This window comes from Aeromicrobium sp. CF4.19 (assembly GCF_051262555.1).
Lineage (GTDB): Bacteria > Actinomycetota > Actinomycetes > Propionibacteriales > Nocardioidaceae > Aeromicrobium.
Window position 1 is genome coordinate 212042 of record NZ_JBIMEU010000001.1, and the last position, 22693, is coordinate 234734.

The window sequence follows — 22693 nt, forward strand, 5'->3', positions numbered from 1 at the left end:
CCCGGTCCTGCCGGGGGCGTTCGTCGTTCCCGGGCCCCTCGACCCCTCAGCGGCCGCGGGCAGCGGCGACCTGCAGCACCATCCGCTCCACCGCGAAGGCCGGGTCGGACGCGCCACCCTTGACGTCCAGGTCCGCCCGGGCGACGGCGTCGAGTGCCGAGGCCAGGGCCGCAGAGCTCCACCGGCCCAGCTGACGCCGCATGATCTTGAGCTTGAACGGGGGGACCCCGACGTGGCGGGCGAGGTCGCCCTGGGCCAGTCCGGGCGGCGCGTCGGCCAGGCGGGCCAGGGAGCGCAGTCCGGAGGCGAGGGCGCTGGTGACCAGCACCGGGGCGACCTTGGCGGTCTCGGCCCACCGGGCCTGCTCCAGGGCCACGGCGATGCGCCCGTCGATCGCGGCGTCGGCGATCTCGTAGCCACGCACGTCGGCCCGGCCACCGAAGTAGCGCCGGACCACCTCGACCGTCACCTCGTTCCCCTCGTCGATGCTCACGGCGAGCTGGCTGGCGGCTCCGGAGAGGGCCCGCAGGTCCTGGCCGACGGAGGCCACGAGCAAGGTGGCGGCCTGCTCGTCGATCCGGGCCCCGAGGTCGCGCAGCTCGCCGGCCACCCAGCGGGCGTGGTCGCGCTCGTACTTGGGGGCCTCCTGCTTGACCTCGTGGACGCTCGCCTGGGCGCGGAGCTTGTCCAGCAGGCCCTTGCCCTTCTGCCCGCCACCGTGGACCAGGATGACGGCGGTCTCCGGCGACGGCGTCGCGGCGTAGGCCAGCAGCTCGGCCTGGGCGACGTCCGGAAGGTCCTGCAGCTCGGTGAGGACCAGTGCGCTGGCCGAGCTGAACAGCGATGGGCTGGTGAGCCCGGCGATCTCCCCCGCGCCGAGCCCGGCCGCGGTGGCCGTGGTGACCTCGCACTCGGGGTCCTCGGCAGCGATGGCGGCCACGGCGCGGGCCCGGGTGCGATCGGAGAGGAACTCCGCATTGCCCGTGATGAGCAGGATCTTGCCGAACGCCGAGGCCATGGAGGTCACCCTAGCCGCGGTCTCGGACAGGATCGTCAGCTGCCGTAGGTGCCGTCCGGTGCCGGCATGCAGATGGTCGAGAGGTCGCCGTTCTCGACCCCGCGCACCGCGTCCTCCGGCGTCATCCAACCCAGCTCCTCACCGAGCCACAGCTCCCCCGGCCGAGCGGCAGATCCCTCGAGCGCCGGCTGCAGGAGCACCGTGGCCCCGCGCCGCTCCTCCACGCCCAAGGAGCGGTGCTGCTCAAGGTCGAGTGCCTCCTGCGGCAGAGGCTCCACGGCACTCATCCCGTCGGGATAGGAGTCCGGGGTCAGGCCGAGCTCCTCGACCGTGACGGCCGGACCGTCGGCACGCAGCTCCAGGACGGCCGTGTCGGGCGCCCCCTGGACCTTCAGACTCACCTGCAGTCTCTCGACCTCCTCGCACCCCGGACCGAGCCACACGTGCGCCACCCCGTCATCGACCCGCACCCCCATCGCGAGGGTCTCGTCGGGCTCCAGCGGTTCGGGCTGGGCCAGGAGGAACCCGGCTACCAGCAGGACCGGCAGGACGGCGACGACGACCCCCACCACTCCCGTGACCCAGCGCAACCACAGCCGCGAGGAGCCGAACACGGCCGCGAGGACCAGGACGAGGCCGAGCACCGTGCAGACGACCACGAACAGCAGTGACCCGCCCATCAGTGGTAGCCGCCGTCGGAAAGCCCTGCTTCCTCCTCGGTCTCGTTGCCGCCACTGATCTGCTCCCAGGCGTACTCACGGATGAACGCGCCGTACCCCTTCTCGGCCCACTGCTGCGCATGGCGCTCTTCGTGGTGCAGCAGTCGATCAAGATCGAGCGCGCCGGGATCGCCGGGGCCTCCGGGACCATCCGGGCCGCCGAACTCGTGTCCCTCGTTGTCCGGCTTGACCCCGCTCTCGACGATCTGACGGAGCATGTCGGCCTCGTCGTCGGGGTTGTCGATGTTGACCATGAAGATGTCCCCCCAGGCCGTGCCGCCCTGCCAGCTGAACCAGCCTTGAGCCGAGTTCCCGCCCGCCCCCATCAAGATGCCGTTCGGAGTGGTGACCATGCGGCCACCGTTACGGTGCACGAAGTCGACGTCATCGTCATAGCTCCAGCTGTTGGCCTCCTGCCGGTCGATGATCCGCTGGATCTCGTCGGAGGAGTAGGACGTCTCGTCGAAATCGTTCTCCGTGCCCGTGTCGTCGGTGGCGCTGCCGTAGTCGGTGCCAGCGTTGTAGATATAGGTCATGATGACCGCCTGCCTGGCATCATCGCCGCTGATGTCGTCGGGCAGCAGGAAGTAGGACTTGCCGTCGCGGTCGACGATCTCCTCCAGGTCCGACAGGACGTCGAAGGAGGACGGCTGGATCTCGTGGTCCCGGACGATGTCCAGGATCGTCCCGTAGTCGGTACCGCCCTCGGCCGCGTTCATGAGCCACTGGAAGTATCGATCGTCCTCCTCGACCTCCTCGTCCACCAGGCCCGCGTCGATGAGGTCGTTCAGCATCGCGCGGGCGGTCGTCTCGGCACCGTTCGCCAGTGCTCGTTCGCGCTCGTGGTCGGTGAACGTCAGCTGCGACCACAGGCTCGCCTGGGCGAGAGGGATGTACCCGTCCAGGATGAGCCGCTTGACGTTGGCGTCGGTGGCTCCCTGCTCGAACGACGTGGCGACGGTCTCGGCCGCCGTGTCCAGCTGTTCCACCGCGGCTCTGTACAGCGGCATGAGCTGGGCCTTGATCGACCCCTTGATCTCGTCATAGCTGCGCGGGTCGTCCAGCGGCTCGCTCGTGGGAGTGCCGTTGTGCTCGGCGCGCCACATGTCCATCGTGTCGCCCAGCAGCTGGGAGTTGAGCTCCTCGACCTCGCCGTCGAACTCCTCGACCTCGGCGGCGAACTGCAGGAGGAGGCCGACGGCGTACTCCCCCTTCTGCGCGAGATCGAGCGCGATGACCCGCGCCTCCCGAGGGTTGACGCGAGTGCCCTCGACGATCGCGCCCTCGATGTCCTCGACCACGGACGCCTCGTCCTCTCCCAGCTCGCTGGCGAGGGACTGCAGGGCGGCGGAGTCGTGGCGCGGATCCTCGGCCGCCGCACGGATCGAGTCGGCGTCCACGCCGTGCAGGTCCGCGTAGTCCTCGAAGCTGTCCACCATCAGCACGTCCCCCGATCCTCCGTGGTCGCAACGATCCTAGTCTCCCGTGCCCCCGCCGCGGGTCACGACGCCCAGACCGCCCTCCTGCACCACCACGGCCACGTCACCCGACTCGTCGGTGCGCCAGACGCCGGCGCCGACGGCCTCCAACATCTCCACTGCGCTCGGCGCGGGGTGGCCGTAGTCGTTGTCGGCCCCCACCGAGATGGTCGCCACGCGTGGTGCCACGGCGTCGACGAAGCGCTCGGAGGTGTCGGCGCTGCCGTGGTGGGCCACCTTCAGGGCGTCTGCGCGCACCCGCGGGGACGCGGCGAGCAACCGCGCCTGCTCCGCCTCGCCGAGGTCTCCACTGAGCAGCAGCGTGACGCCGGCCGTCTCGACCCGGAGCACCACGCTGAGGCCGTTGCGCTCGTCCTGCGTGGCCTGCTCGTCCGCGGCCTCGGGCCACAGGACCTCGGCCTCGACGTCACCGACCCGCAGCCGGTCCCCCTGACCGACCATCCGCGCGGGCACGCCCGCCACGTCGACACCGCGTCGACCCAGCAGCACGACGTCGACCGTCCGACCCTCGACGACCCCCGGCCATCCGTCGACGTGGTCGGCGTCGGCATGGGTGAGGACCAGCGCCTTGACCCGATCGATGCGCAGGCCACGCAGGCAGCGGTCGACGGGAGCGGTCTCCTCGCCGGCGTCCACCACGATCGCCTCCCCTGGCCCGGTGCGCACGACCGTGGCGTCACCCTGGCCGACGTCGCAGGCCACCATCACCCAGCCCTCGGGCGGCCAGCCCGGCTGGGGCGGGCGCCACAGGGCGACCCCCAGCCCGAGCACGAGGCCGATGACGACCACCGGGCGGTGCGCCCAGCGCCACAGGGCCCAGGCGACGAGGGGCACCACCGGAACGAGCAGCCACCACGGTGCCGCCCACGGGACGGCCGCACCGTCCAGGTTCGCCGAGTGCCTGGCCACCTGCACGATCCAGCCCGCGGAGAGCCCGGCGGCCGTCCCGACGACGCGGCCCGCAGGAGCCCACACGAGGTCCAGCAGGCCGCCGAACAGTCCCGCGACGGTGGCCGGGGCCACGGCCGGACCCGCCAGCAGGTTGGCGGCGACCGCGACGAGCGAGACCTCGTCGGAGATCGCGGCGATGGCCGGAGTGCAGGCCAGCTGCGCCGCCAGGGGCACCGCGACGGCGAGGGCCACCCAGTGCGGCAGCCAGGTCCGCAGCCTCTCTGCCATCGGTGGCGCGAGGACCAGGATGCCGGCGGTGGCGCACACCGAGAGGACGAAGCCCACCGACGTGCCCAACCATGGATCGAGGAACAGGAGCACCACGATGGCGACGGCCAGCGCCCGCAGACCCTTGCGTCCGCCGTACCCGACGGCGGCCAGGCCCACCAGCCCCATGCCGGCGGCGCGCAGGACGCTGGGCTCGGGTCGGGCCAGGAGCACGAAGCCGAGGACGCCGAGCAGTCCCACCACCAGCAGCACACGAGGCGGAGCGCGAGCCGCCCGAGCCAGTGCCAGCAGCACGGCCAGGACGATCGTCAGGTTGGTCCCCGAGACGGCCAGGAGATGGGTCAGCCCCGTGCGCCGGAAGTCCTCCTCCAGCTCGGTCGGCAGCGCCGCGTCGTCACCGGCGACGAGAGCCGGGACGAGGGCGGACTCGGCGACCCCCGTGTGCGAGACGGAGCCGCGGATGGACCCGCGCAGCGACTCCGAGCCCTCCCACCACCAGGCCGCCCCACGCGACGCGGTGCGCTCCAGCACGTCGAGCGTGGCCGTCTCGTCGCTCGCCTCGCTCGGCCCGAGCCGGGCTCGGACCACGAGTCGGCGGCCGGTGACGAGGTCTGCCGACTCTCCCTCCAGAAAGGCCGTGGCCCGGTCGGAGACCCGCACCGCCCGTCCGTCCACGACCACCCGCAGGACCCGCACACCGGCCACCGCGGAGGTGTCGCCGAAACGGGTGAACGTCCTGGCGTCCAGGACCACCTGCAGCTCGGCGTCCACGACGCGCCGCTGCTCGGCGAGCGAGACCAGGGGTGAGGCCTCGACCCCGGCGAGCCGCCAGGCGCACGAGGCGGCCACGGCCGCGAGGCACGCCGCGCACAGCGACAGGGTCCGCAGCGCGTGGGTGGCCCGCCACGACCGAGCAGGAGCCGCCCACGCCGCTCCGGCGACGACGGTCGCCGCCACGGCCACCGTGACGGCGACGCTGCTCGGCCGCTCCAGCAGCAGGGCCACGGCGAGCCAGACCACCAGGGCCGGCGGGACGAGTCGGAGGTCCGTGCTCACACCGCCACGCGCTCGCGCAGCTCGGCGAGGGTCTTCTCCCCGATGCCACTGACCTCCAACAGGTCGTCGACGGAGGAGAACCGCCCATTCTCCGTCCGCCAGGTGATGATGGACTCCGCCGTCACCGGGCCGACACCGGGGAGCGTCTCCAGCTCCTCCTGCGTGGCGGAGTTGAGGTTGACCTGCGGTCCCGACGCATCCCCCGAACCACCCCCACCAGCCGAGCCGCCCTGCGAGGGTGCCGCCGGCTCCACGCCCACGAGCACCTGCTCGCCGTCCACGAGCACCCGGGCGAGGTTGAGGGTGGTCGTGTCGACCTTGCCGGAGATCCCACCGGCCTCGTCGATGGCCTCGTGGACCCGCGAGCCCGCCGGGAGGACCACGATGCCCGGCCGCTCCACCTTGCCCGCGACGTCGATGATGACCTCGCCCGTGGCCTCGCCGTCCTCGACCGGCTCGCCCCCCGCCGTCGACCCGGGACCCTGGCTGGTGAGGTCGACGCCCTCCCCCACCGGCGCGACCTCGGGTCGCTCGGCCAGGAGCCACCACGTCAGCACGACCCCCGCTGCCACGCCCAACGTGGCGACGACCCGCAGGTGCACCGGCCGCAGGGAGGGACGTCGACCCCCGAAGGCCCGGTGCGTCGCCGCGACAGGCTCCTCCGCGGGCCCCTCGGGCTCCTCCGGCAGGTCCTGCGGCTGCGTCGCGACGGCGTGGAAGGAGGCGTTCAGCTGGGCAAGGCGGCGCCGTGCGACCTCGGCCCGGGTCTGGCCTGCGTCGTCGGTCCGGTCTGCACTCACACCTCGACGCTAGGAGGAGACCGCCTCGCGATCACCCGGTCGGCCGTCGCCCTGTGGATGAGCAGCGGAGGACCTCGGGCCTGTGGACGGCCCGGCCGGTCCCGGGGTCAGCGCGGCGTGACGGTGACCGAGACCATGCCGGGACCGACGTGCGCGCCGATGACCGCGCCGACCTCGTTGACCGGCACCGACTCCAGCCCGAGACGCTCAGCCAGCCGCACCGCGATGGCGTCGGCCTCATCGGCGTTGGCCAGGTGCTGGACACCGATCTCCACGCCGTCGGGAGCGGCCTCGGCCGCCTCCACCGCCAGGGTCTCGACGCGAGAGAGCGCCTTGGCCGTCGTGCGCACACGCTCCAGCGGGACGACCATCCCGTCGGTGATCGTGAGCAGCGGCTTGACCGCGAGGGCCGAGCCGATGAGCGCGGCGGCCGAGCCGATCCGGCCTCCCCGCCGCAGGTACTCCAGCGTGTCGACGTACATCAGGACCGTCGAGGCCTCACCCGCGCCCAGCGCGGCGCCCACGGCATCGGCCTCCGTGCCACCGGCGGCACAGGCGCGGGCGGCGCGGCCCGCGGCGAAGCCCGTCGCGATGCCGACCTGCGTGGAGTCGATGCACATGACCGGGATCGAGGCGCGGCCCGCGGCCAGCTGGGCGGACTCGAACGTGCCGGACATCTTGGCGCTCAGGTGCACCGAGACGATCGACGTCGCCCCTTGCCCCGCGAGCCCCTCGTAGACGGCGAGGAACTCCTCCGGCGTGGGCCTGGAGGTGCTGACCGGGACGAACTCACGCAGCGCGTCGGCGATCGCGTCGGGAGTGACGTCGACTCCCTCGGTGTGGGTCTCCGCCCCGATGACCACCTTCAGCGGCACCACCGTGATGCCCTCGACCTCGGCATCGGCAATGGAGAGCGATGCGGTCGAGTCGGTCACGACGGCGATGCGTCCGGCGTGACGACCGGCAGTGCTTCCGGGGGGGCTCACACGACCACGCTCACGAGCTTGGGCGCACGGACGATGACCTTGCGGACCTCGCGCCCGTCGATCGCCCGCTGCACGTTGACCTCGGCCAGGGCGAGCTCGGTGAGCTCCTCGTCGCTGGCGTCCGGCGAGACCTCGAGCTTGGCACGGACCTTGCCCTGCACCTGCACGACACACGTCACGGAGTCCTCGACCAGCAGCCCCTCGTCGACCGTCGGCCAGGCCACCGTCGCCACGGTGGGCTCGTGGCCGAGCCGCTCCCACATCTCCTCGGCGGTGTAGGGCGCGACGAGCGACAGCAGCTGCGCCACGACCTCGGCAGCCTCCCGCACCGCGGGGTCCGTCGGGCCGCAGCCCCCCTTCCCCTCGACGCCGTCGATGGCCTTGCGGGTGGCGTTCACCAGCTCCATGGTGCGAGCGATCAGGACGTTGAAGCGATAGGACTCCACGAGCTGGGCGGCCTCGTGCACGGTGCGATGCGTGACCCGGCGCAGCGCTGTGCTCGCCGGGGTGGGGTCGCCGGTCGTCGGGTCGGCGCCGGGGGCGGACTCGACGTCTCCCGCGAGCCTCCAGGCACGCTGCAGGAAGCGCAGCGACCCGGCCGGGGAGAGGTCTGCCCAGTCGATGTCGTCCTCCGGGGGGCTGGCGAAGACCAGGGTCAGTCGGACCGCGTCGACGCCGAAGGCGTCCAGCTGCGCGCCGAGGTCGACGCCGTTGCCGAGCGACTTGCTCATCTTGCGGCCGTTGTTGATCACCTTGCCCTGCGAGAGGTAGGCCGAGAAGGGCTCGTCCCAGTCGAGCAGTCCTGCATCTCGCAGCGCCTTGGTGAAGAACCGGGCGTACAGCAGGTGCAGCACGGCGTGCTCGTCACCCCCGACGTAGAGGTCGATCGGACCCCACGCCCGGGCGAGCTCGGGGTCGAAGGCCTGAGTGTCGTCGCGGGGTGAGAGGTAGCGCATGAAGTACCACGAGGAGTCCACGAAGGTGTCCATCGTGTCGGTGTCGCGACGCGCCGGACCCCCACACGCGGGGCAGTCGACCTCCACCCACTCGGTCGCCGCGCCCAGGGGGGAGGTGCCCTTGGGCTTGAGGTCGGCGCCGCGCAGCTCGGGCAGCTCCACCGGCAGCTGGTCCAGCGGGACGGGCACCTCGCCGCAGTCCGGGCAGTGGATGATCGGGATGGGTGCGCCCCAGTACCGCTGGCGCGACAGCAGCCAGTCACGCAGCCGGAAGTTGACCGTCCCGCGGCCCGTTCCGGTCCGCTCCAGGTGGGCAGTCGTCTCGGCCTTGGCCTCGGCGACGTCGAGCCCGTTGATGTCCAGGTCGACGTCGGTGCCCGGCGGCGGGGAGTTGATGGCGGCACCCTCCCCCGCGAACGCCTCACCGTCCCAGTCGGCCGGCGGCTCGGTGGTGCGGACGATGGGCAGGCCGAAGGTCTGCGCGAACTCCCAGTCACGCTGGTCGCCGCCGGGGACCCCCATGACGGCGCCCGTGCCGTAGTCGGCCAGGACGTAGTCCGTGGCCCAGACCGGGATCTCCTCACCGGTGACCGGGTTGACCGCGCGGGCCCCGAGGTCGACGCCGGTCTTGGCGCGGTCGGTGGCCAGGCGCTCGATCTCCGAGGCCTTGCGGATCTCGTCCCGGTACGTCTCGAACGCGGGCCGCTGCTCGTCGCTGACCAGCTCGTCGGCCAGTCCCGCGTCGACGGCGACGACCATGAACGTCGTGCCGAAGATGGTGTCGGGTCGGGTGGTGAAGACCGTGATCGGCTCCTCGCGACCGGCGACACGGAAGTCGACGTGCGCCCCCTCGGACCGTCCGATCCAGTTGCGCTGGGCGTTGACGACCTTGCCGATCCAGGTCGACTGCAGGTCCTCCAGGCTCGCGTGCAGCTCCTCGGCGTAGGCCGTGGTGCGGAAGTACCACTGCGTGAGCTCACGCTTGGTGACCTCGGCTCCGCACCGCTCGCAGGTTCCGTCGACGAGGACCTGCTCGTTGGCCAGCACGGTCTGGTCCTGGGGGCACCAGTTGACCGGCGAGTTCTTGCGGTAGGCCAGACCCTGCTCGCGAAGGGTCAGGAACAGCCACTGGGTCCAGCGGTAGTACTCCGGGTCGGAGGTGTGCAGGCGACGCGACCAGTCGACGCTGATCGCGTACCGCTTCATCGATGCGTACTGGGTCTCGATGTTCCCGTACGTGTACGTCGCCGGGTGCTCGCCGCCGCGGATGGCGGCGTTCTCGGCCGGCAGCCCGAAGGAGTCCCACCCCATGGGGTTCAGCACCTCGTACCCGCGCATGCGCCAGTACCGGGCGATCACGTCGTGCAGGGCGAACACCTCGGCGTGCCCCATGTGGAGGTCACCGCTGGGGTACGGGAACATCGTGAGCGCGTACTTCTTCTCCCGCTCGCCCGAGGTGACGGCATCGTCGTCGGCTCGGAACGGGTCGAGCCGCTCCCACACCGGCTGCCACTTGGCCTCCGCGGCGTGGACGTCGTAGGAATCGTGTCCGTCTCGCTCGCTCATCTGTCCCTCACCGGCGCTGGCGCCCTCGACCCGTCGTCCTGCTCCCTGACATGGCAACGCCCCTCACGGGGAGGGGCGGCCGCTCGCGGATGATCCGCGACGGCTAGGCAAGGAGCAGGCTGTTCCGCACGGCCCAATGCTAGCGCCCCACGCCGTGACGGTCCCCCACTCGACCGGCGGGAATCCCGGGCCGGCCGCCGCGGTTGGAACGGACATGGCGCTCGCGGACCTCAGGCTTTCCATCCTGGACCGCTCACGCACCCGCGAGGGCGAGCCCGACGCCCGGGCACTGGAGCACACGATCGAGCGGGCTCAGCGGGCCGAACGGCTCGGGCTGCATCGCTTCTGGGTGGCCGAGCACCACGCCGTGCCGGGCATCGCCAGCGGGAGTCCCGCCGTGCTCATGGCGGCCCTGGCCGCCCGGACCGAGCGGATCCGGATCGGCTCGGGCGGCGTCATGCTGCCCAACCACCAGCCGCTGGTCGTGGCGGAGCAGGCGCTCGTCCTGGCGTCCCTGGACCCGGGCCGGATCGACCTGGGCATCGGCCGGTCGGTGGGGTTCACCGCGCCCGTTCGCGCGGCCCTGCGGGTCGAGGAGAGCGATGCCGGACGCTTCGAGGACGACGTGGCCGAGCTGCTCGGGTTCCTCGACGGGTCCGGCCCCGTCACGGCCCGGCCACGCACCGCAGCGCCTCCGGTGCTCGTCCTGGCCACGGGCGAGGGCATCGACGTCGCGGCCCGCGCCGGGCTGCCGCTCGTGGTCGGCGGGCCGGTGCTGCGCGACACCGCGGCGCTGCAGCGGTACCGCGAGTCCTTCCGACCCCGCGACGGCAGCCGGCCGTACGTCGTGGTGAGCCTGGACGTCATGGTGGGCGAGACCCCCGAGCAGGCGCGAGAGCTGTTGCTGCCGGAGGCGTGGGCCATGGCCTCGTCGCGCGAGACCGGCTCGTTCGACGCGCTGCGCAGCGTGGAGTCCGTTCGCTCCCTGGAGATCTCCGACCGGCAGCGCAGGTCCATGGAGCGGACCATGGACGGTGCGGTCTCCGGTGATGCCGAGGCCGTCCGCTCCCAGCTCGAGGACCTCCTGCACCGCACCCGGGCCGATGAGCTGATGGCCTCGACGTCCACGTTCGACACCGAGGCCCTGGCGGCCTCCGACACTGCCCTGGCCGAGCTGTTCGGCCTGGCCCGCTCCAGCGACGTCAGCCGTCCCAGCGGACGGTGAGCAGACCGACGACGAGCACGGGGCCCTGCTCCCCGTCGTGAGGACGCTGGGAAGCACCACGCGACCGACGGGAGTACCGACCGTCACCACCGCCGGTCATGACGATCGGCACGTGTGCGCGCCCGCGACCCTCCGTAGGGTCAGGGCCATGCGAGTCCGTGATCCCGAGATCCTGGCCGGCGCGCTGATCGCCACGTTGGTGCTGCTGCTGGTCGTCCCGGCCGTCCTCGTCGAGGCTGCGGTCTTCGAGATCCCGCGGCCGGCCTGGCTGGCCCTGTACGCGCTGATGTTCGTCTCGATGATGACGAGCCAGTGGTTCGCCGAGATCCTGCCCCGTCGCTACCGGTTGCTGGCGCTCGGGACGATGGTGACCAGCACCTGGCTGGTCGTCGCCACCGCCCCGAACCTGGGCTACCTCCCCATCGTCGCCGTGGTCAGCGTCGCGGTCTGTGCGTACTACCTGCCGTCGGCCTGGGTGCGGTCCGTCGCCGTCCTCAACACCGCGGTGATCGTGGGGGCGCAGTGGGCCGTGGACGCTTCGGCGAGCACGCTCGTGTTCGCCGGCGTGGTGTACCTCGTGCTCCAGCTGGCCACGGTGATGAGCATCGACTCGCAGCTGCGCGAGGAGCGGACCCGTCACGAGCTGCTGGCCACGAACGCCGAGCTGCGGGCAACCCGGGTCCTGCTGGAGGAGTCCAGCCGGACCCAGGAGCGCCTGCGCATCGCCCGGGAGCTGCACGACGTCCTCGGCCACCAGCTCACCGGCCTGATCCTGGAGCTGGAGGTGGCCTCGCACCACGTGGACGGCGAGGCGCGCGAGCACGTGGTGAAGGCCCGTGGCATCGCCCGGGACCTCATGCAGGACGTGCGAGAGGCCGTGGGGACCCAGCGCGAGCTGGCTCCGGACCTGAACGGGGCCCTGACCGCGATCACCACCGGCCAGCCCGGGTTGCAGGTCCACCTCGACGTCGACGAGGGCGTCTCCCCCGACCCGGCCACCACGATGGCACTGGTGCGCTGCACCCAGGAGATCGTCACCAACACGCTGCGTCACGCCCGAGCGGGCGTCCTCTGGATCGACGTCGGGCTCGAGGGTGGGGAGATCCGCCTCGAGGCGCACGACGACGGGGTCGGCGCCGCGACGTGGACCCTCGGCCACGGCCTGCGGGGCATGAGCGAACGCATCGAGGGGCTCGGCGGCTCGGTGTCCTTCGAGCCGAGCGACGGATTCGGCGTCCGGCTCTGCGTGCCGGCAGGAGCGAGCCCATGATCGGCGTGCTCGTCGTGGACGACCAGCGGCTCGTCCGTGACGGGATCAAGGGGCTGCTGGCCCTCGTCGACGACGTCGAGGTGGTCGGCGAGGCCGCCGACGGCGACGCGGCGCTGGCGGCCGTCGAGGAGCACCGCCCCGACGTCGTCCTGCTGGACCTGCAGATGCCGGGACGCGACGGCATCGCAGTGCTGGAGGAGCTCCGCGACCGACCGGATGCTCCCGCGGCCCTGGTCCTCACGACCTTCGACGACGACGAGCTGGTGCTGGGCGCCCTCGTCGCCGGAGCCCGTGGCTACCTGCTCAAGGACGTCTCGCTCGACCAGCTGGTGCACGGCGTGCGGACGGTGGCGGCCGGGGGCTCGCTCGCCCAGCCCGCCGTCACCGACCGGCTCCTGCAGGCCTCCCGCAGGCGCGGACGGTCGGACGGCCGGGTCACCCCGGTCCAGCTGTCCGAGCGGGAGCTCGACGTCCTTCGCCTGGTGGCCAGCGGGTACGGCAACCGCGACGTCGCCGCGGCCCTGCACCTGGCCGAGGGTACGGTGAAGAACCACGTCTCGAGCGCCTTGGCCAAGCTCGGTGCCCGGGACCGTACCCGAGCCGTGTTGCGGGCTCTCGACCTCGGCCTGCTCGATCCGCCTCAGGTCGACTGACCGGAAGCCTTACGCGACGTCGTCCTGGTGCTGCTCCGGTCCCGGCTCGGGCACGATGATCGGCCGCATCCGCGACCACAGCACGAACGCCAGCGCGACGGCGACCATGCCCAGCCCCGCCCACAGGTTGATGTTCAGGCCGTCGGCGCGGGCCAGCTCCTCCTCGGTCGCCCGGAAGATCCCGAGGCCGGTCAGGATGAGGCCGTAGGCGCCGATCAGCCCGGCGATGATGACGCGGATGTCGAAGGCACCGGCGGTGTGTCTCGTGCCCGACGACCCTGCGGATGTCGACCCTGCGCCCGACGACCCCGCGCCCGACGACCCTGCGTCCGACGGCTCTGGGGTGGATGACTCGCTCATGTCCGTGCTCCTATCGGAAGATCAGGTTGAGGACGACGACGATGGCCAGCCCGAGGCCCGCGAGCTTCGGCGGCGACTGCCACCACGGGAGGGAGGCCTCGTCGGGATCGATGAGGTCCTCCTTCGGGGTCAGGGAGTAGACCAGACCCTTCAGCTCGGCCTCCACGCGTGGCCTCGTGCGCATCGAGACCAGGACGCTGACCACGATGTCCACGACGAACGCCGCGCCCGCGGCCACGAAGCTCGCCCCCTGACCACCCAGGGGGACGAGGCCGACGCTGAGCGGACCGAGCGCGTCCTCGCTCAGCACCGCCACCAGGACCGCGGCGCCCGTGCCCGCCACGAGGCCGCTCCAGCCGGCCGTGGCGGTCATCCGCTTCCAGAACATGCCGAGGATGAACGTGGCGAACAGCGGGGCGTTGAAGAACCCGAACAGCGTCTGCAGGTAGTCCATCAGGTTGTCGTAGCTGGAGGCGATGACGGCGGTGCCGATGGCCACCACGGTCGCGGCGACGGTCGCCAGGCGGCCGACGCCGGTGTAGTAGGCGTCCTCGCGGTCCTTCACGACGTACTGCTGCCACAGGTCGTAGCTGAAGACGGTGTTGAAGGCCGAGATGTTGGCGGCCATGCCGGCCATGAAGGAGGCCATCAGGCCCGCGATCGCCACGCCGAGCATGCCGTTGGGCAGCAGGTCGCGCATGAGCAGCAGGAGGGCGTCGTTGTACGTGACTCCCGTGTCGCTCTCCCCGGCCTTCAGCGCCGCCAGCTCCGGGACGATGATCGCCGCGATGATGCCGGGGATGATGACGATGAACGGGATGAACATCTTGGGGAACGCCCCGATGATGGGAGCCCTGCGTGCCGAGGACAGCGAGTCCGAGGCCATCGCCCGCTGGACCTCCACGAAGTTGGTGGTCCAGTAGCCGAAGGACAGCACGAAGCCGAGTCCGAAGATCAGGCCGATGACCGAGAGCACCGGGTTGTCGATCCCGGTCAGGTCGGTGCCCGGCCACGACGAAAGCTGCTCCGATGCCGGGGCTCCCTGCCCGTCCGCGGGCGCCACCCGGTCCACGATGCCCTGCCAACCGCCGACCTTGTGCAGCGCGACGATCGTCAGTGGCAGCAGGGCCGCGACGATGACGAAGAACTGCAGGACCTCGTTGTAGATGGCCGCGGACAGTCCGCCCAGGGCGGTGTAGCTGAGCACCACCGCGGCGGCCACGACGAGCGAGATCCACAGCGGCCAGCCCAGCAGCCGGTTGATGATCGTGGCCAGCAGGAAGAGGTTGATGCCCGCGATGAGCAGCTGCGCGAGCGCGAAGCTGAGCGCGTTCACCAGGTGTGCGCCCGTGCCGAAGCGCCTGCGCATGAACTCGGGCACGCTGCGCACGCCGGAGCCGTAGTAGAAGGGCATCATCACGATGCCCAGGAACAGCATCGCGGGCACGGCGCCCACCCAGAAGTAGTGCACCGTCGCCATGCCGTACTGGGCACCGTTGGCGCTCATGCCCATGATCTCGACGGCCCCGAGGTTGGCGGCGATGAACGCCAGGCCGGTCACCCAGGCGGGCAGCGAGCGCCCCGAGAGGAAGAAGTCGATGCTGGAGGAGATCTGGCGCCGGGCCAGCAGCCCGATGCCCAGCACCACGGCGAAGTAGAGCGCGACGATCGTGTAGTCGAATGCGTCGGCCTGCAGCCGGAAGGTGTCGTCGGCCGCCACCAGCATCGTCTCGTGCATCTGCCCCCCTCAGGACCGGTTCCACCGCCCGCGCGATGAACCATCACGCACCGTACTCCTCCTGCCCGCCGCGCGTCACTCGGTGGGCAGGAGGCGGGCCCAGCTCAGCCCAGGACGGTCAGCTGAGGGCGCAGTAGGCCTCGACCTTGGGGGTCGGCCCCGAGACGATGAGCTCGTCGCCCTCCCGGACGAAGGTGTCCGCCTTGGCGTAGGTGAAGTCCTCGCCGCGGGTCTTGAGGCCCACCACGGTGACGCCGTACTTCTGCCGGACGTTGGAGTCGGTCAGCGACCGCTCCGACGTGCACTGCGGTGCCCTCGTCCGGGCGATGGCGAACCCGTCGTCGAACTCGATGAAGTCGGTCATCGTCCCGGTCACCAGGTGGGCGACCCGCTTGCCCATCTGCGACTCCGGCCGGATGACGTGGGTGGCGCCGACGCGCTCCAGGATGGCCGCGTGCTTGCCGCTGATGGCCTTCGCCCAGACCTCCTTGACGCCGAGGTCCAGCAGGCCGAGGACGGTGAGGACGCTGGCCTCGATGTCGGTGCCGATGCCCACGACGGCGACGTCGAACTGCTCGGCTCCGATCTGGCGCAGGGCCTCGGTGTCGGTGGTGTCGGCCGCGACGACGTGGGTGAAGTCGCTGGCGTGCTTCTGCACGATCTCGGCCCGCTCGTCCACGGCGAGGACGTCGTGGCCGAGCTGGACGAGCGAGCGTGCGACAGCCGTGCCGAAGCGCCCCAGACCGAGAACGATCACCGGGGCGTTCGGGGGTGTGTCCTTCTGCTTAGCCAATGATCGGTTGCTCCTCGGGAAGGTGGTAGCGGGGTGCTCGTCGTCTCAGGACGAATGCCGACGCCGCCGTAATGGTGCCGACTCGACCGACGAACATCAAGACGACCAGGACGATCTTGGCACTGCTGGGCATCTGGGGCGTGATCCCGGTGCTCAGACCGGCCGTGGCGAAGGCCGACGAGCACTCGAACAGGACGTCCTCGAAGGTGAAGTCCGTCAGCAGCAGGATGATGAACGTCGTCGACGCCACGAGCATCACCGAGATCAGGGCGATGCTGAGCCCGGTGCGCACCACGGCGGAGCTCACCGAGCGGTTGCCGACCGTGACGTCGGGGTCGCCCCGGAGCTCGGCGAGGATGACGAAGGCCAGCAGCAGGAAGGTCGTCACCTTGATGCCACCGGCGGTGCTCGCGCTGCCACCACCGATGAACATCAGGATCGTGCCGACCGCGAGCGTCTCCTCCTCGACCCCGCCCCAGTCGAAGCTGTTGAGCCCGCCCGAGCGGGGCATGATGCCGCCCTCCAGACCGCTCACCAGCTTGTGGTGCCACGGCAGCTCGCCGAGCGTGGCCGCGTTGTCCCACTCAATGGCCAGGAAGATCGCCGAGCCGATGACGAGCAGCGCGATCGAGCCCCAGATCGTCAACCGCGTGTGGATCGTCCACCGGCCGGGGGTGCGCCACTCCTTGAAGAGCTCCGCGAGCACGGGAAAGCCGACGGCGCCGAGGAAGACGCCGACGCAGATGGGGATGATGATGAGGCCGTCACCCGCGTACTCCGTGAGGCTGTCGGAGTTCAGCGAGAACCCGGCGTTGTTGAAGGCCATGACGGCGTCGAAGTAGCCGTGCCACAGGGACGTCAGCCAGCTGTCGAAGTACTCCTGGCGGTAGCGCAGCGTCAGCACGAGGGCGATCGCGAGCTGGAAGCCGATCATCATCATCGCGACTCGCCGGAACAGGGGGCGCACCTCGCCGATGTTGACGACGTGCATGTCCGTCTGGGCCACGAGCCTGGTCCGCAGGCCGAGGCGGCCACCGATGAACAGGCCGAGGACGGTGGCGAGGGCGACGATGCCCAGCCCACCGATCTGGACCAGCGCGAGGATGACCCCCTGCCCCGCAGGCGTCCAGTAGCTGGAGGTGTCCACGGTGGCCAGGCCGGTGACCGTGACGGCGGACGCCGAGGTGAACAGGGCGTCCACGAAGGTCGCGGAGCCGTCACCGGAGTGCACGAACGGAAGCAGCAGCAGCAACGTCCCGATGAGGATCAGGACGAGGAAGGTCAGCGGCAGCAGCCGGACCGGGTGCGAGATCGCAGCCGGCAGACGCGGACGAGTCACCGGGATGACGCTACTCTCCCCCGGGCCCGTCGCGGACCCGGACCGGGGGATCGCCTCGGCGAGGTCCCGAGACCGTCCGCGGCGGCCGTCCCCGGATCGGCGTGCCCGGCCCGATACGCTGGCTCGGATGCCTGAGGTCCCCCGCTCCATCGCCGTCGTGATCGTCACGTTCAACAGGTCGGCCTACCTGGTCGACCTGCTGCGCAGCGCCACCCGCCTGCAGACGAGCCCGTGGCGCATCGTCGTGGTCGACAACGCCAGCACCGACGACACCCAGGAGGTCCTCGCCGAGGCCGCCGGGTGGTTCGAGGACGGCGTGCTCGTCAACCATCGCCTGAGCGAGAACACCGGGGGGTCCGGTGGCTTCTGCGAGGGCACCCGCGTCGCGCTGGAGCTCGGTGCGCAGTGGGTCTGGCTGATGGACGACGACGTCGAGATCCTGCCCGAGGCGCTGGAGCGGTTCGCACCCGCGATGGCTCGCTTCCGCGTGATCCACGGGCGTCGCTACGACTTCGACGGCACGCCGTTCTACTGGCAGGCCAAGTTCAACCAGTTCCTCGGCGTCCCCCTCCCCTACGGCCTGCGACGGACCTTCGACGACGAGGGCTACGCCATCACCAACTCCGGCACCTTCGAGGGGATGCTGATCCACGCCGACGTCGTGCGGCTGATCGGCCTGCCGGACCCACGCTTCTTCATCACGTGGGACGACGCGACGTACGCGTGGCTCGCGGCCCAGCACACCGAGGTCGTCTACATGGACGCCTTCGTGCTGCAGCGCAAGCGTGAGCAGCAGCAGGTGAACCTCGGCGTCCGGCACCTCAACGACGGCAGCCCGCTGTTCCGCTACCACGTGATGCGCAACCGGGCCTACGTCGGCCGCTACTTCGCCGAGCACGGCAAGCTGCACCGCGTCGGCTTCGCGCTGGGCACCCTGCTGACCTTCGCCAAGGAGGTCTTCCGGCTCGTCGTGGTGCAGCGCACCCTGCGTGGCCTGGGCGACCTCGTCCGCGGGGCCAAGGACGCCCGACGGATCTGGCGCGACACGTCGTGGCGTCCGATGGACCCGGCCGACGTCCCCCCGGCCCTCGACACCTGAGCGCCCCCGTGCCCCGCCGAGTGGCGCAGATTCGCGAATCTGAGACGGCGTGTCGCGCGGATCTACGCCACTCGGGGACGTCTTTGCGCCACTCGACGCAACCGGTCAGTCCGCCTCGAGCAGGGCCCGCGCGACGACGAGGTCCGTCGCGTCGGTGATCTTGAGGTTGCGGTGGTCCCCCGCCACGACGCCGACGCTCACCTGCGGGAGGGCATACATCACGAGCGTGCAGTCGTCGGTGGCAGCGAGGCTGCCGTCCTGACTCGCCGAACGGTGCGCCTCGTCCAGCACGCCGAGCCGGAACCCCTGGGGGGTCTGGTGGCGTCGCAGCGCGGCGCGCGGCAGTGGCTCACCCGGCGCGCCGGTCGCGGGGTCGATGCGCACGATCGTGTCGGGCGTCGTGACGAGAGTGGCCACGACGTCGTGGGTCTCCAGCGCTCGGACGCAGTCGGTGATGATGCGCTCGCTGACCAGTGGTCGGGCGGCGTCGTGCACGAGGATCCCGTCCGTGGGGTCGGCTCCTTGCTCCAGCAGCGCCCGGACCGCGGCACGCGTGCTGTCACTGCGCTCGGCACCGCCCTCGACGACTCGCACCGTGTCTGGCACCAGGGACGCGACCTCGTCGCGATGACTGCTCGGGACGACGAGGACGACCCCGTCAATGAGCCCGTGGCCGTGGAACGCGGCGACGCTGCGCTCCACGACGGTGAGCCCACCGAGGTCGAGCAGCTGCTTGGGGCGGTCGGAGCCGACGCGGCGCCCGAACCCTCCGGCCAGGACCGCGGCCCACGTCCTGCCCGAGCCGGTCACGCCCGTGAGGCTAGCGCAGCCGACCGGGTACTACTCTCGAGGGAGCGTTTTCCTCCGCCGGCCCGGCGCCTCGGCCGCGGACCATCGACCCGGAGACTCTCGGCATGCCCCACGTCCTGCAGCACGTGCTCTTCCCCCTGGAACGCGATCCGGACATCCTGCCGCTCTACGCGGACCCGGAGACCTGGACCACCATCCGCAAGCAGCCCGTGCAAGTCAGCTCCGAGGCGCACGTCAACGACATCCTGTCGCGGACGAGCTACCGGATCCGCAAGGGTCAGCGGGTCTCGTTCGCCAGCTACTTCAACGCGTTCCCGGCCGCGTACTGGCAACGTTGGACGGTCGTCGACGCCGTCCGCCTGACGCTGCGGACGTCCGGGCCGGGCACCGTCATCGTCTACCGCTCCAACGCCCAGGGCGTGCAGCAGCGCGTGGACTCCACGGCCGTCGAGGGGACGCAGGAGATCGGCTTCGACCTGCCGGTCCAGGCCTTCGGCGACGGCGGCTGGTACTGGTTCGACGTCGTGGCCGGAGACACCGACGTCATCATCGAGGGCGGTGACTGGTCCACGGGCGTCGACCCCGTCAGGACCGGTCGGACCTCCTTGGGGATCACGACCTTCAACAAGCCCGACTACTGCGTCCAGACCCTGGCCACCCTCGCTGGGGCGGACGAGGTCCTCGCGGAGATCGACACGATCTACGTCGTCGACCAGGGCGACCAGAAGGTGGCCGACCGGCCCGAGTTCCCCGACGCGCGGGACCGCCTCGGCGAGCAGCTGCGGATCGTCGACCAGCCCAACCTCGGCGGATCCGGCGGCTTCTCCCGCGCGATGACGGAGACGATCGACGCGGGCCGCAGCGACTTCCTGCTCCTGCTCGACGACGACGTCGAGATCGAGCCGGAGAGCATCTACCGCTCGGTGCAGTTCTCCCGGTTCTGCCGCAAGCCCACGATCGTGGGCAGCCACATGTTCGACCTGCTCGACAAGCCGATCCTGCACGCCTTCTCCGAGACGGTCGACCTGCTGTACTTCGTGTGGCGCTCGGCACTGCCCAAGCAGATGCGGCACGACTTCCGTCGCTCCAACCTGCGCCAGACGCCCTGGATGCACCAGCGACTCGACCCGGACTACAACGGCTGGTGGATGTGCATGATCCCCACCGAGGTGATCCGTGAGATCGGGCTGTCCATCCCGGTCTTCATCAAGTGGGACGACGCCGAGTACGCCCTGCGTGCCCGCGAGCACGGGTACGGAACGGTCTCCCTGCCCGGCAGCGCTCTCTGGCACGTGTCGTGGGTCGACAAGGACGACTCCCAGGACTGGCAGGCCTACTACCACGCCCGCAACCGGCTGCTGTCCGGCCTGCTGCACTCGCCCCATCCCAAGAGCGGCAAGCTGCTCAGCAACTCCGGGCGGATCGACCTCAAGCACCTTCTGACGATGCAGTACTACGCGGCGACGCTGCGCCACCGGGCGATCCGCGACCTGCTCAAGGGCCCGGAGCACCTGCACCGCACCATGGCCACCACGATGCCGGAGCTGCGAGCGGCCACGGCCGACTTCGTGGAGACCCAGCTCATCACCAAGGCCGAGGACATGCCGTCCACGTGGGAGGGCAAGCGCCTCTTCCCGGAGGACTTCGACACGGAGCCCCGTGGTCCTCGCCTCGCGCTGTTCACGCTCAAGGCGGCTGCGCGACACTGGCGCACGCCGGTGCCCCAGGGCAACATCGACCGTCCCCAGGTCGAGCTCGCCAAGGCCGACGCCGCCTGGTGGCGGGTCCCGGCCTACGACTCGGTGCTCATCTCCAACGCCGACGGCCGCGGCAAGTCCGTCTACCGCCGCGACCGGACCACCTTCCGTCGGCTGTGGAAGGAGAGCCGGGAGCTCCACCGTGAGCTGGAGAAGAACTGGGACCGGCTGGCACAGGAGTATCGCGCTGCACTGCCGGAGTTCACCTCGCCGGAGGCGTGGCGCCGGACCTTCACCTCGCAGCAGTGACGGATCGACGCATCGACGGGGTGAGTGCAGCCGACTGCCCGGCCCACCCCGGTTTCGTCCGTGGGGTCGCCCTGCTGACGCTGGCCCTGTTCGGCGTGCTGACGCTGTGGGCCACGCTCACCCCGGCGTTCTCGACCGTCGACGAGCCGCGCCACTTCAACTCGGTGGTCCGGCTGGTCCAGGGCGGCGGGTGGCCGCCACCCCAGACCGCGCCGATCCTGGAGGCCACCGCGGTGGCCGAGTCCGAGTCCGGCGGCACCGATCCTGCGCAGCGTGGCCACGTGCCCCCGCAGAAGCGGTCAGCCGTCCTCGCGCTGGACGCCCCGGAGTCGGCGACTCCGCGGCTGGACTGGATGAACCAGCATCCCCCGACGTACTACGGGCTCGGCGCGGGAGTCGTCATGGCGATCGACGCCCTCACGCCCGGGGAGCAGCGCTGGGACGAGACGGTGCTCGCCGTACGCATGCTCTCGGTCGTCTTCGCGGCCGCCTCGCTGCCCTTCGTGGCGCGGTCACTGCTGCTGGTCACGGGCAGCGTGCCCGCATCGCTGGTGGGCGGCGCCGTGTTCCTCGTGGTGCCGCAGCTGTTCAACACCCACAGCCTGATCACGAACGACGCCATGATCACCTTCCTCGGCTCGGTGCTGACCTATGCCGGCATCCGTGCATTCACGAGGCCGAAGACACTCCTCTCGTCCTCCGTCCTCGGCGGGGTCGCCCTCGGCGTCGGACTGCTCACCAAGGGGCTGATGCTGCCGGCGGTGGCCGTGCTGGCGATGTTCCTGCTGCTCGCCGGGCGGCGGGCGGGGCGCGGCTGGCGGTCCCGCTTCTGGATCCCGCTGCTGGGCGGTGCCATCGCCTTCGCGATCGGCGGCTGGTGGTGGGTGCGCAACATCGTGGTCTACGGGCAGATCCAGTCCAGCAACAACGACGACCCGCGCGCGGCAGAGCCCTTCGACGGCTACAGCCTGACCGGGTTCGCGGTCGACGCCCTGGCCCGGCTGAACCGGACCTTCTGGGCGTCCATCCGCTCGCAGGTGGGATATGACGACTGGGTCGTGATCATGATGAGCGCCGTGGCGCTGCTCGTCGTGGTCACCGCCATCGTGCTGTCTCGACGGCGCGGGATCCTGCTGCTGACGGCCGTCTACCCGGCGCTGGTCGCCGGGCTGTTCACCTACAACGCCTTGCGGATCTACTGGAACTTCGGCGAGCTCGCGGGGATCCAGGGGCGGTACCTGTACAGCGGACTCACCTTCTTTGCCCTGGCCCTGGCCCTGGTCTGGCAGGAGCTGACCGACCGCCTGGGGCGCGCCGTCGGGATCATCCTCGCCACGGTCGTCATGGCGTGCACGTGCATCACCGTCGTGGGGAGCTACGTCTACGCGTTCAGGGTCCAGTGGGGAGGGCAAGGCGCCACCCTCGCCGAGCGCTACCTGGCGATGGTCGAGGCGTCGGCGGTCCCGGTGTGGTTGCACGCACTCGTGATCAGCGGGACCGCACTGGCCGGCCTGGCCGCGGCCGTGGTCGTGGTGCGCAGTGCCGCCACGCGCGACCCGGTCGTCGCACCAGCTGGCTGACGACACCGGGGCCCGCTCGATCTTCCGCATTCGGCGGACGC

At 71.0% G+C, this 22693-nt stretch carries 18 protein-coding genes; 6 read left to right on the top strand and 12 right to left on the bottom strand.

The annotated features are described in order from the left end of the window. Positions 1-46: 46 nt before the first annotated feature. From holA to leuS, 7 genes are all read right to left on the bottom strand, one after another. Positions 47-1018: a DNA polymerase III subunit delta gene (gene holA, locus ACHAAC_RS01115; protein WP_435714014.1), complete on the bottom strand. Its 972-nt coding sequence runs from the start codon at positions 1016-1018 to the stop codon at positions 47-49. Between the two features lie 35 nt (positions 1019-1053). Next, positions 1054-1698, bottom strand: a complete 645-nt coding sequence (locus tag ACHAAC_RS01120) for a hypothetical protein (protein ID WP_435714015.1) — start codon at positions 1696-1698, stop codon at positions 1054-1056. Then, positions 1698-3182, bottom strand: coding sequence for a hypothetical protein (locus ACHAAC_RS01125; protein WP_435714016.1), 1485 nt, complete (start codon positions 3180-3182; stop codon positions 1698-1700). Before ACHAAC_RS01125 ends, ACHAAC_RS01120 begins: the two co-directional genes overlap by 1 nt. Before the next feature lie 30 nt (positions 3183-3212). Next, positions 3213-5471 carry a DNA internalization-related competence protein ComEC/Rec2 gene (locus tag ACHAAC_RS01130; RefSeq protein WP_435714017.1) on the bottom strand — a complete coding sequence of 753 codons (2259 nt, stop codon included), beginning with the start codon at positions 5469-5471 and terminating at the stop codon, positions 3213-3215. Further along, complete coding sequence (locus tag ACHAAC_RS01135; RefSeq protein ID WP_435714018.1) at positions 5468-6271, bottom strand: helix-hairpin-helix domain-containing protein; 804 nt, start codon at positions 6269-6271, stop codon at positions 5468-5470. Before ACHAAC_RS01135 ends, ACHAAC_RS01130 begins: the two co-directional genes overlap by 4 nt. A 107-nt stretch (positions 6272-6378) precedes the next feature. Further along, on the bottom strand, positions 6379-7257 hold the full coding sequence (locus tag ACHAAC_RS01140; RefSeq protein WP_435714019.1) for a DegV family protein: 879 nt from the start codon (positions 7255-7257) through the stop codon (positions 6379-6381). Continuing rightward, positions 7254-9779, bottom strand: a complete 2526-nt coding sequence (gene leuS, locus ACHAAC_RS01145; RefSeq protein ID WP_435714020.1) for a leucine--tRNA ligase — start codon at positions 9777-9779, stop codon at positions 7254-7256. Before leuS ends, ACHAAC_RS01140 begins: the two co-directional genes overlap by 4 nt. 214 nt (positions 9780-9993) lie before the next feature. Here leuS and ACHAAC_RS01150 point away from each other — a divergent pair, with 214 nt between their 5' ends. The 3 genes from ACHAAC_RS01150 (at position 9994) to ACHAAC_RS01160 (ending at position 12927) form a co-directional block, all read left to right on the top strand. Next, on the top strand, positions 9994-11004 hold the full coding sequence (locus ACHAAC_RS01150; protein WP_435714021.1) for an MsnO8 family LLM class oxidoreductase: 1011 nt from the start codon (positions 9994-9996) through the stop codon (positions 11002-11004). Between the two features lie 148 nt (positions 11005-11152). Continuing rightward, entirely contained in the window at positions 11153-12274 is a 1122-nt protein-coding gene (locus tag ACHAAC_RS01155) for a sensor histidine kinase (RefSeq protein WP_435714022.1), read from the top strand. Further along, on the top strand, positions 12271-12927 hold the full coding sequence (locus ACHAAC_RS01160) for a response regulator (RefSeq protein ID WP_435714023.1): 657 nt from the start codon (positions 12271-12273) through the stop codon (positions 12925-12927). Before ACHAAC_RS01155 ends, ACHAAC_RS01160 begins: the two co-directional genes overlap by 4 nt. A gap of 9 nt (positions 12928-12936) precedes the next feature. Here the strand turns inward: ACHAAC_RS01160 and ACHAAC_RS01165 are convergent, their stop codons facing one another. The 4 genes from ACHAAC_RS01165 to ACHAAC_RS01180 form a co-directional block, all read right to left on the bottom strand. After that, entirely contained in the window at positions 12937-13287 is a 351-nt protein-coding gene (locus ACHAAC_RS01165) for a hypothetical protein (protein WP_435714024.1), read from the bottom strand. Positions 13288-13297: 10 nt separating this feature from the next. Beyond that, positions 13298-15025, bottom strand: coding sequence for a sodium:solute symporter family protein (locus tag ACHAAC_RS01170; RefSeq protein WP_435714025.1), 1728 nt, complete (start codon positions 15023-15025; stop codon positions 13298-13300). A 118-nt stretch (positions 15026-15143) separates the two neighbouring features. Beyond that, complete coding sequence (locus ACHAAC_RS01175) at positions 15144-15818, bottom strand: potassium channel family protein (RefSeq protein ID WP_435714026.1); 675 nt, start codon at positions 15816-15818, stop codon at positions 15144-15146. Next, positions 15811-17157, bottom strand: a complete 1347-nt coding sequence (locus ACHAAC_RS01180; protein ID WP_435714027.1) for a TrkH family potassium uptake protein — start codon at positions 17155-17157, stop codon at positions 15811-15813. The genes ACHAAC_RS01175 and ACHAAC_RS01180 overlap by 8 nt, the downstream gene beginning before the upstream one ends. Before the next feature lie 127 nt (positions 17158-17284). On the opposite strand from ACHAAC_RS01180, the gene ACHAAC_RS01185 reads away from it, so the two are divergent. Further along, positions 17285-18256, top strand: coding sequence for a glycosyltransferase (locus ACHAAC_RS01185; RefSeq protein ID WP_435714028.1), 972 nt, complete (start codon positions 17285-17287; stop codon positions 18254-18256). 105 nt (positions 18257-18361) lie between these two features. Here the strand turns inward: ACHAAC_RS01185 and ACHAAC_RS01190 are convergent, their stop codons facing one another. Continuing rightward, positions 18362-19066: an IspD/TarI family cytidylyltransferase gene (locus ACHAAC_RS01190; protein WP_435714029.1), complete on the bottom strand. Its 705-nt coding sequence runs from the start codon at positions 19064-19066 to the stop codon at positions 18362-18364. 104 nt (positions 19067-19170) lie between these two features. On the opposite strand from ACHAAC_RS01190, the gene ACHAAC_RS01195 reads away from it, so the two are divergent. Both ACHAAC_RS01195 and ACHAAC_RS01200 read left to right on the top strand, forming a co-directional pair. Beyond that, a complete protein-coding gene (locus ACHAAC_RS01195; RefSeq protein ID WP_435714030.1) occupies positions 19171-21072 on the top strand; it encodes a glycosyltransferase in 1902 nt (633 codons plus the stop codon). After that, positions 21069-22652, top strand: a complete 1584-nt coding sequence (locus ACHAAC_RS01200) for a DUF2142 domain-containing protein (RefSeq protein ID WP_435714031.1) — start codon at positions 21069-21071, stop codon at positions 22650-22652. Before ACHAAC_RS01195 ends, ACHAAC_RS01200 begins: the two co-directional genes overlap by 4 nt. The last annotated feature ends 41 nt before the right edge of the window (positions 22653-22693 follow it).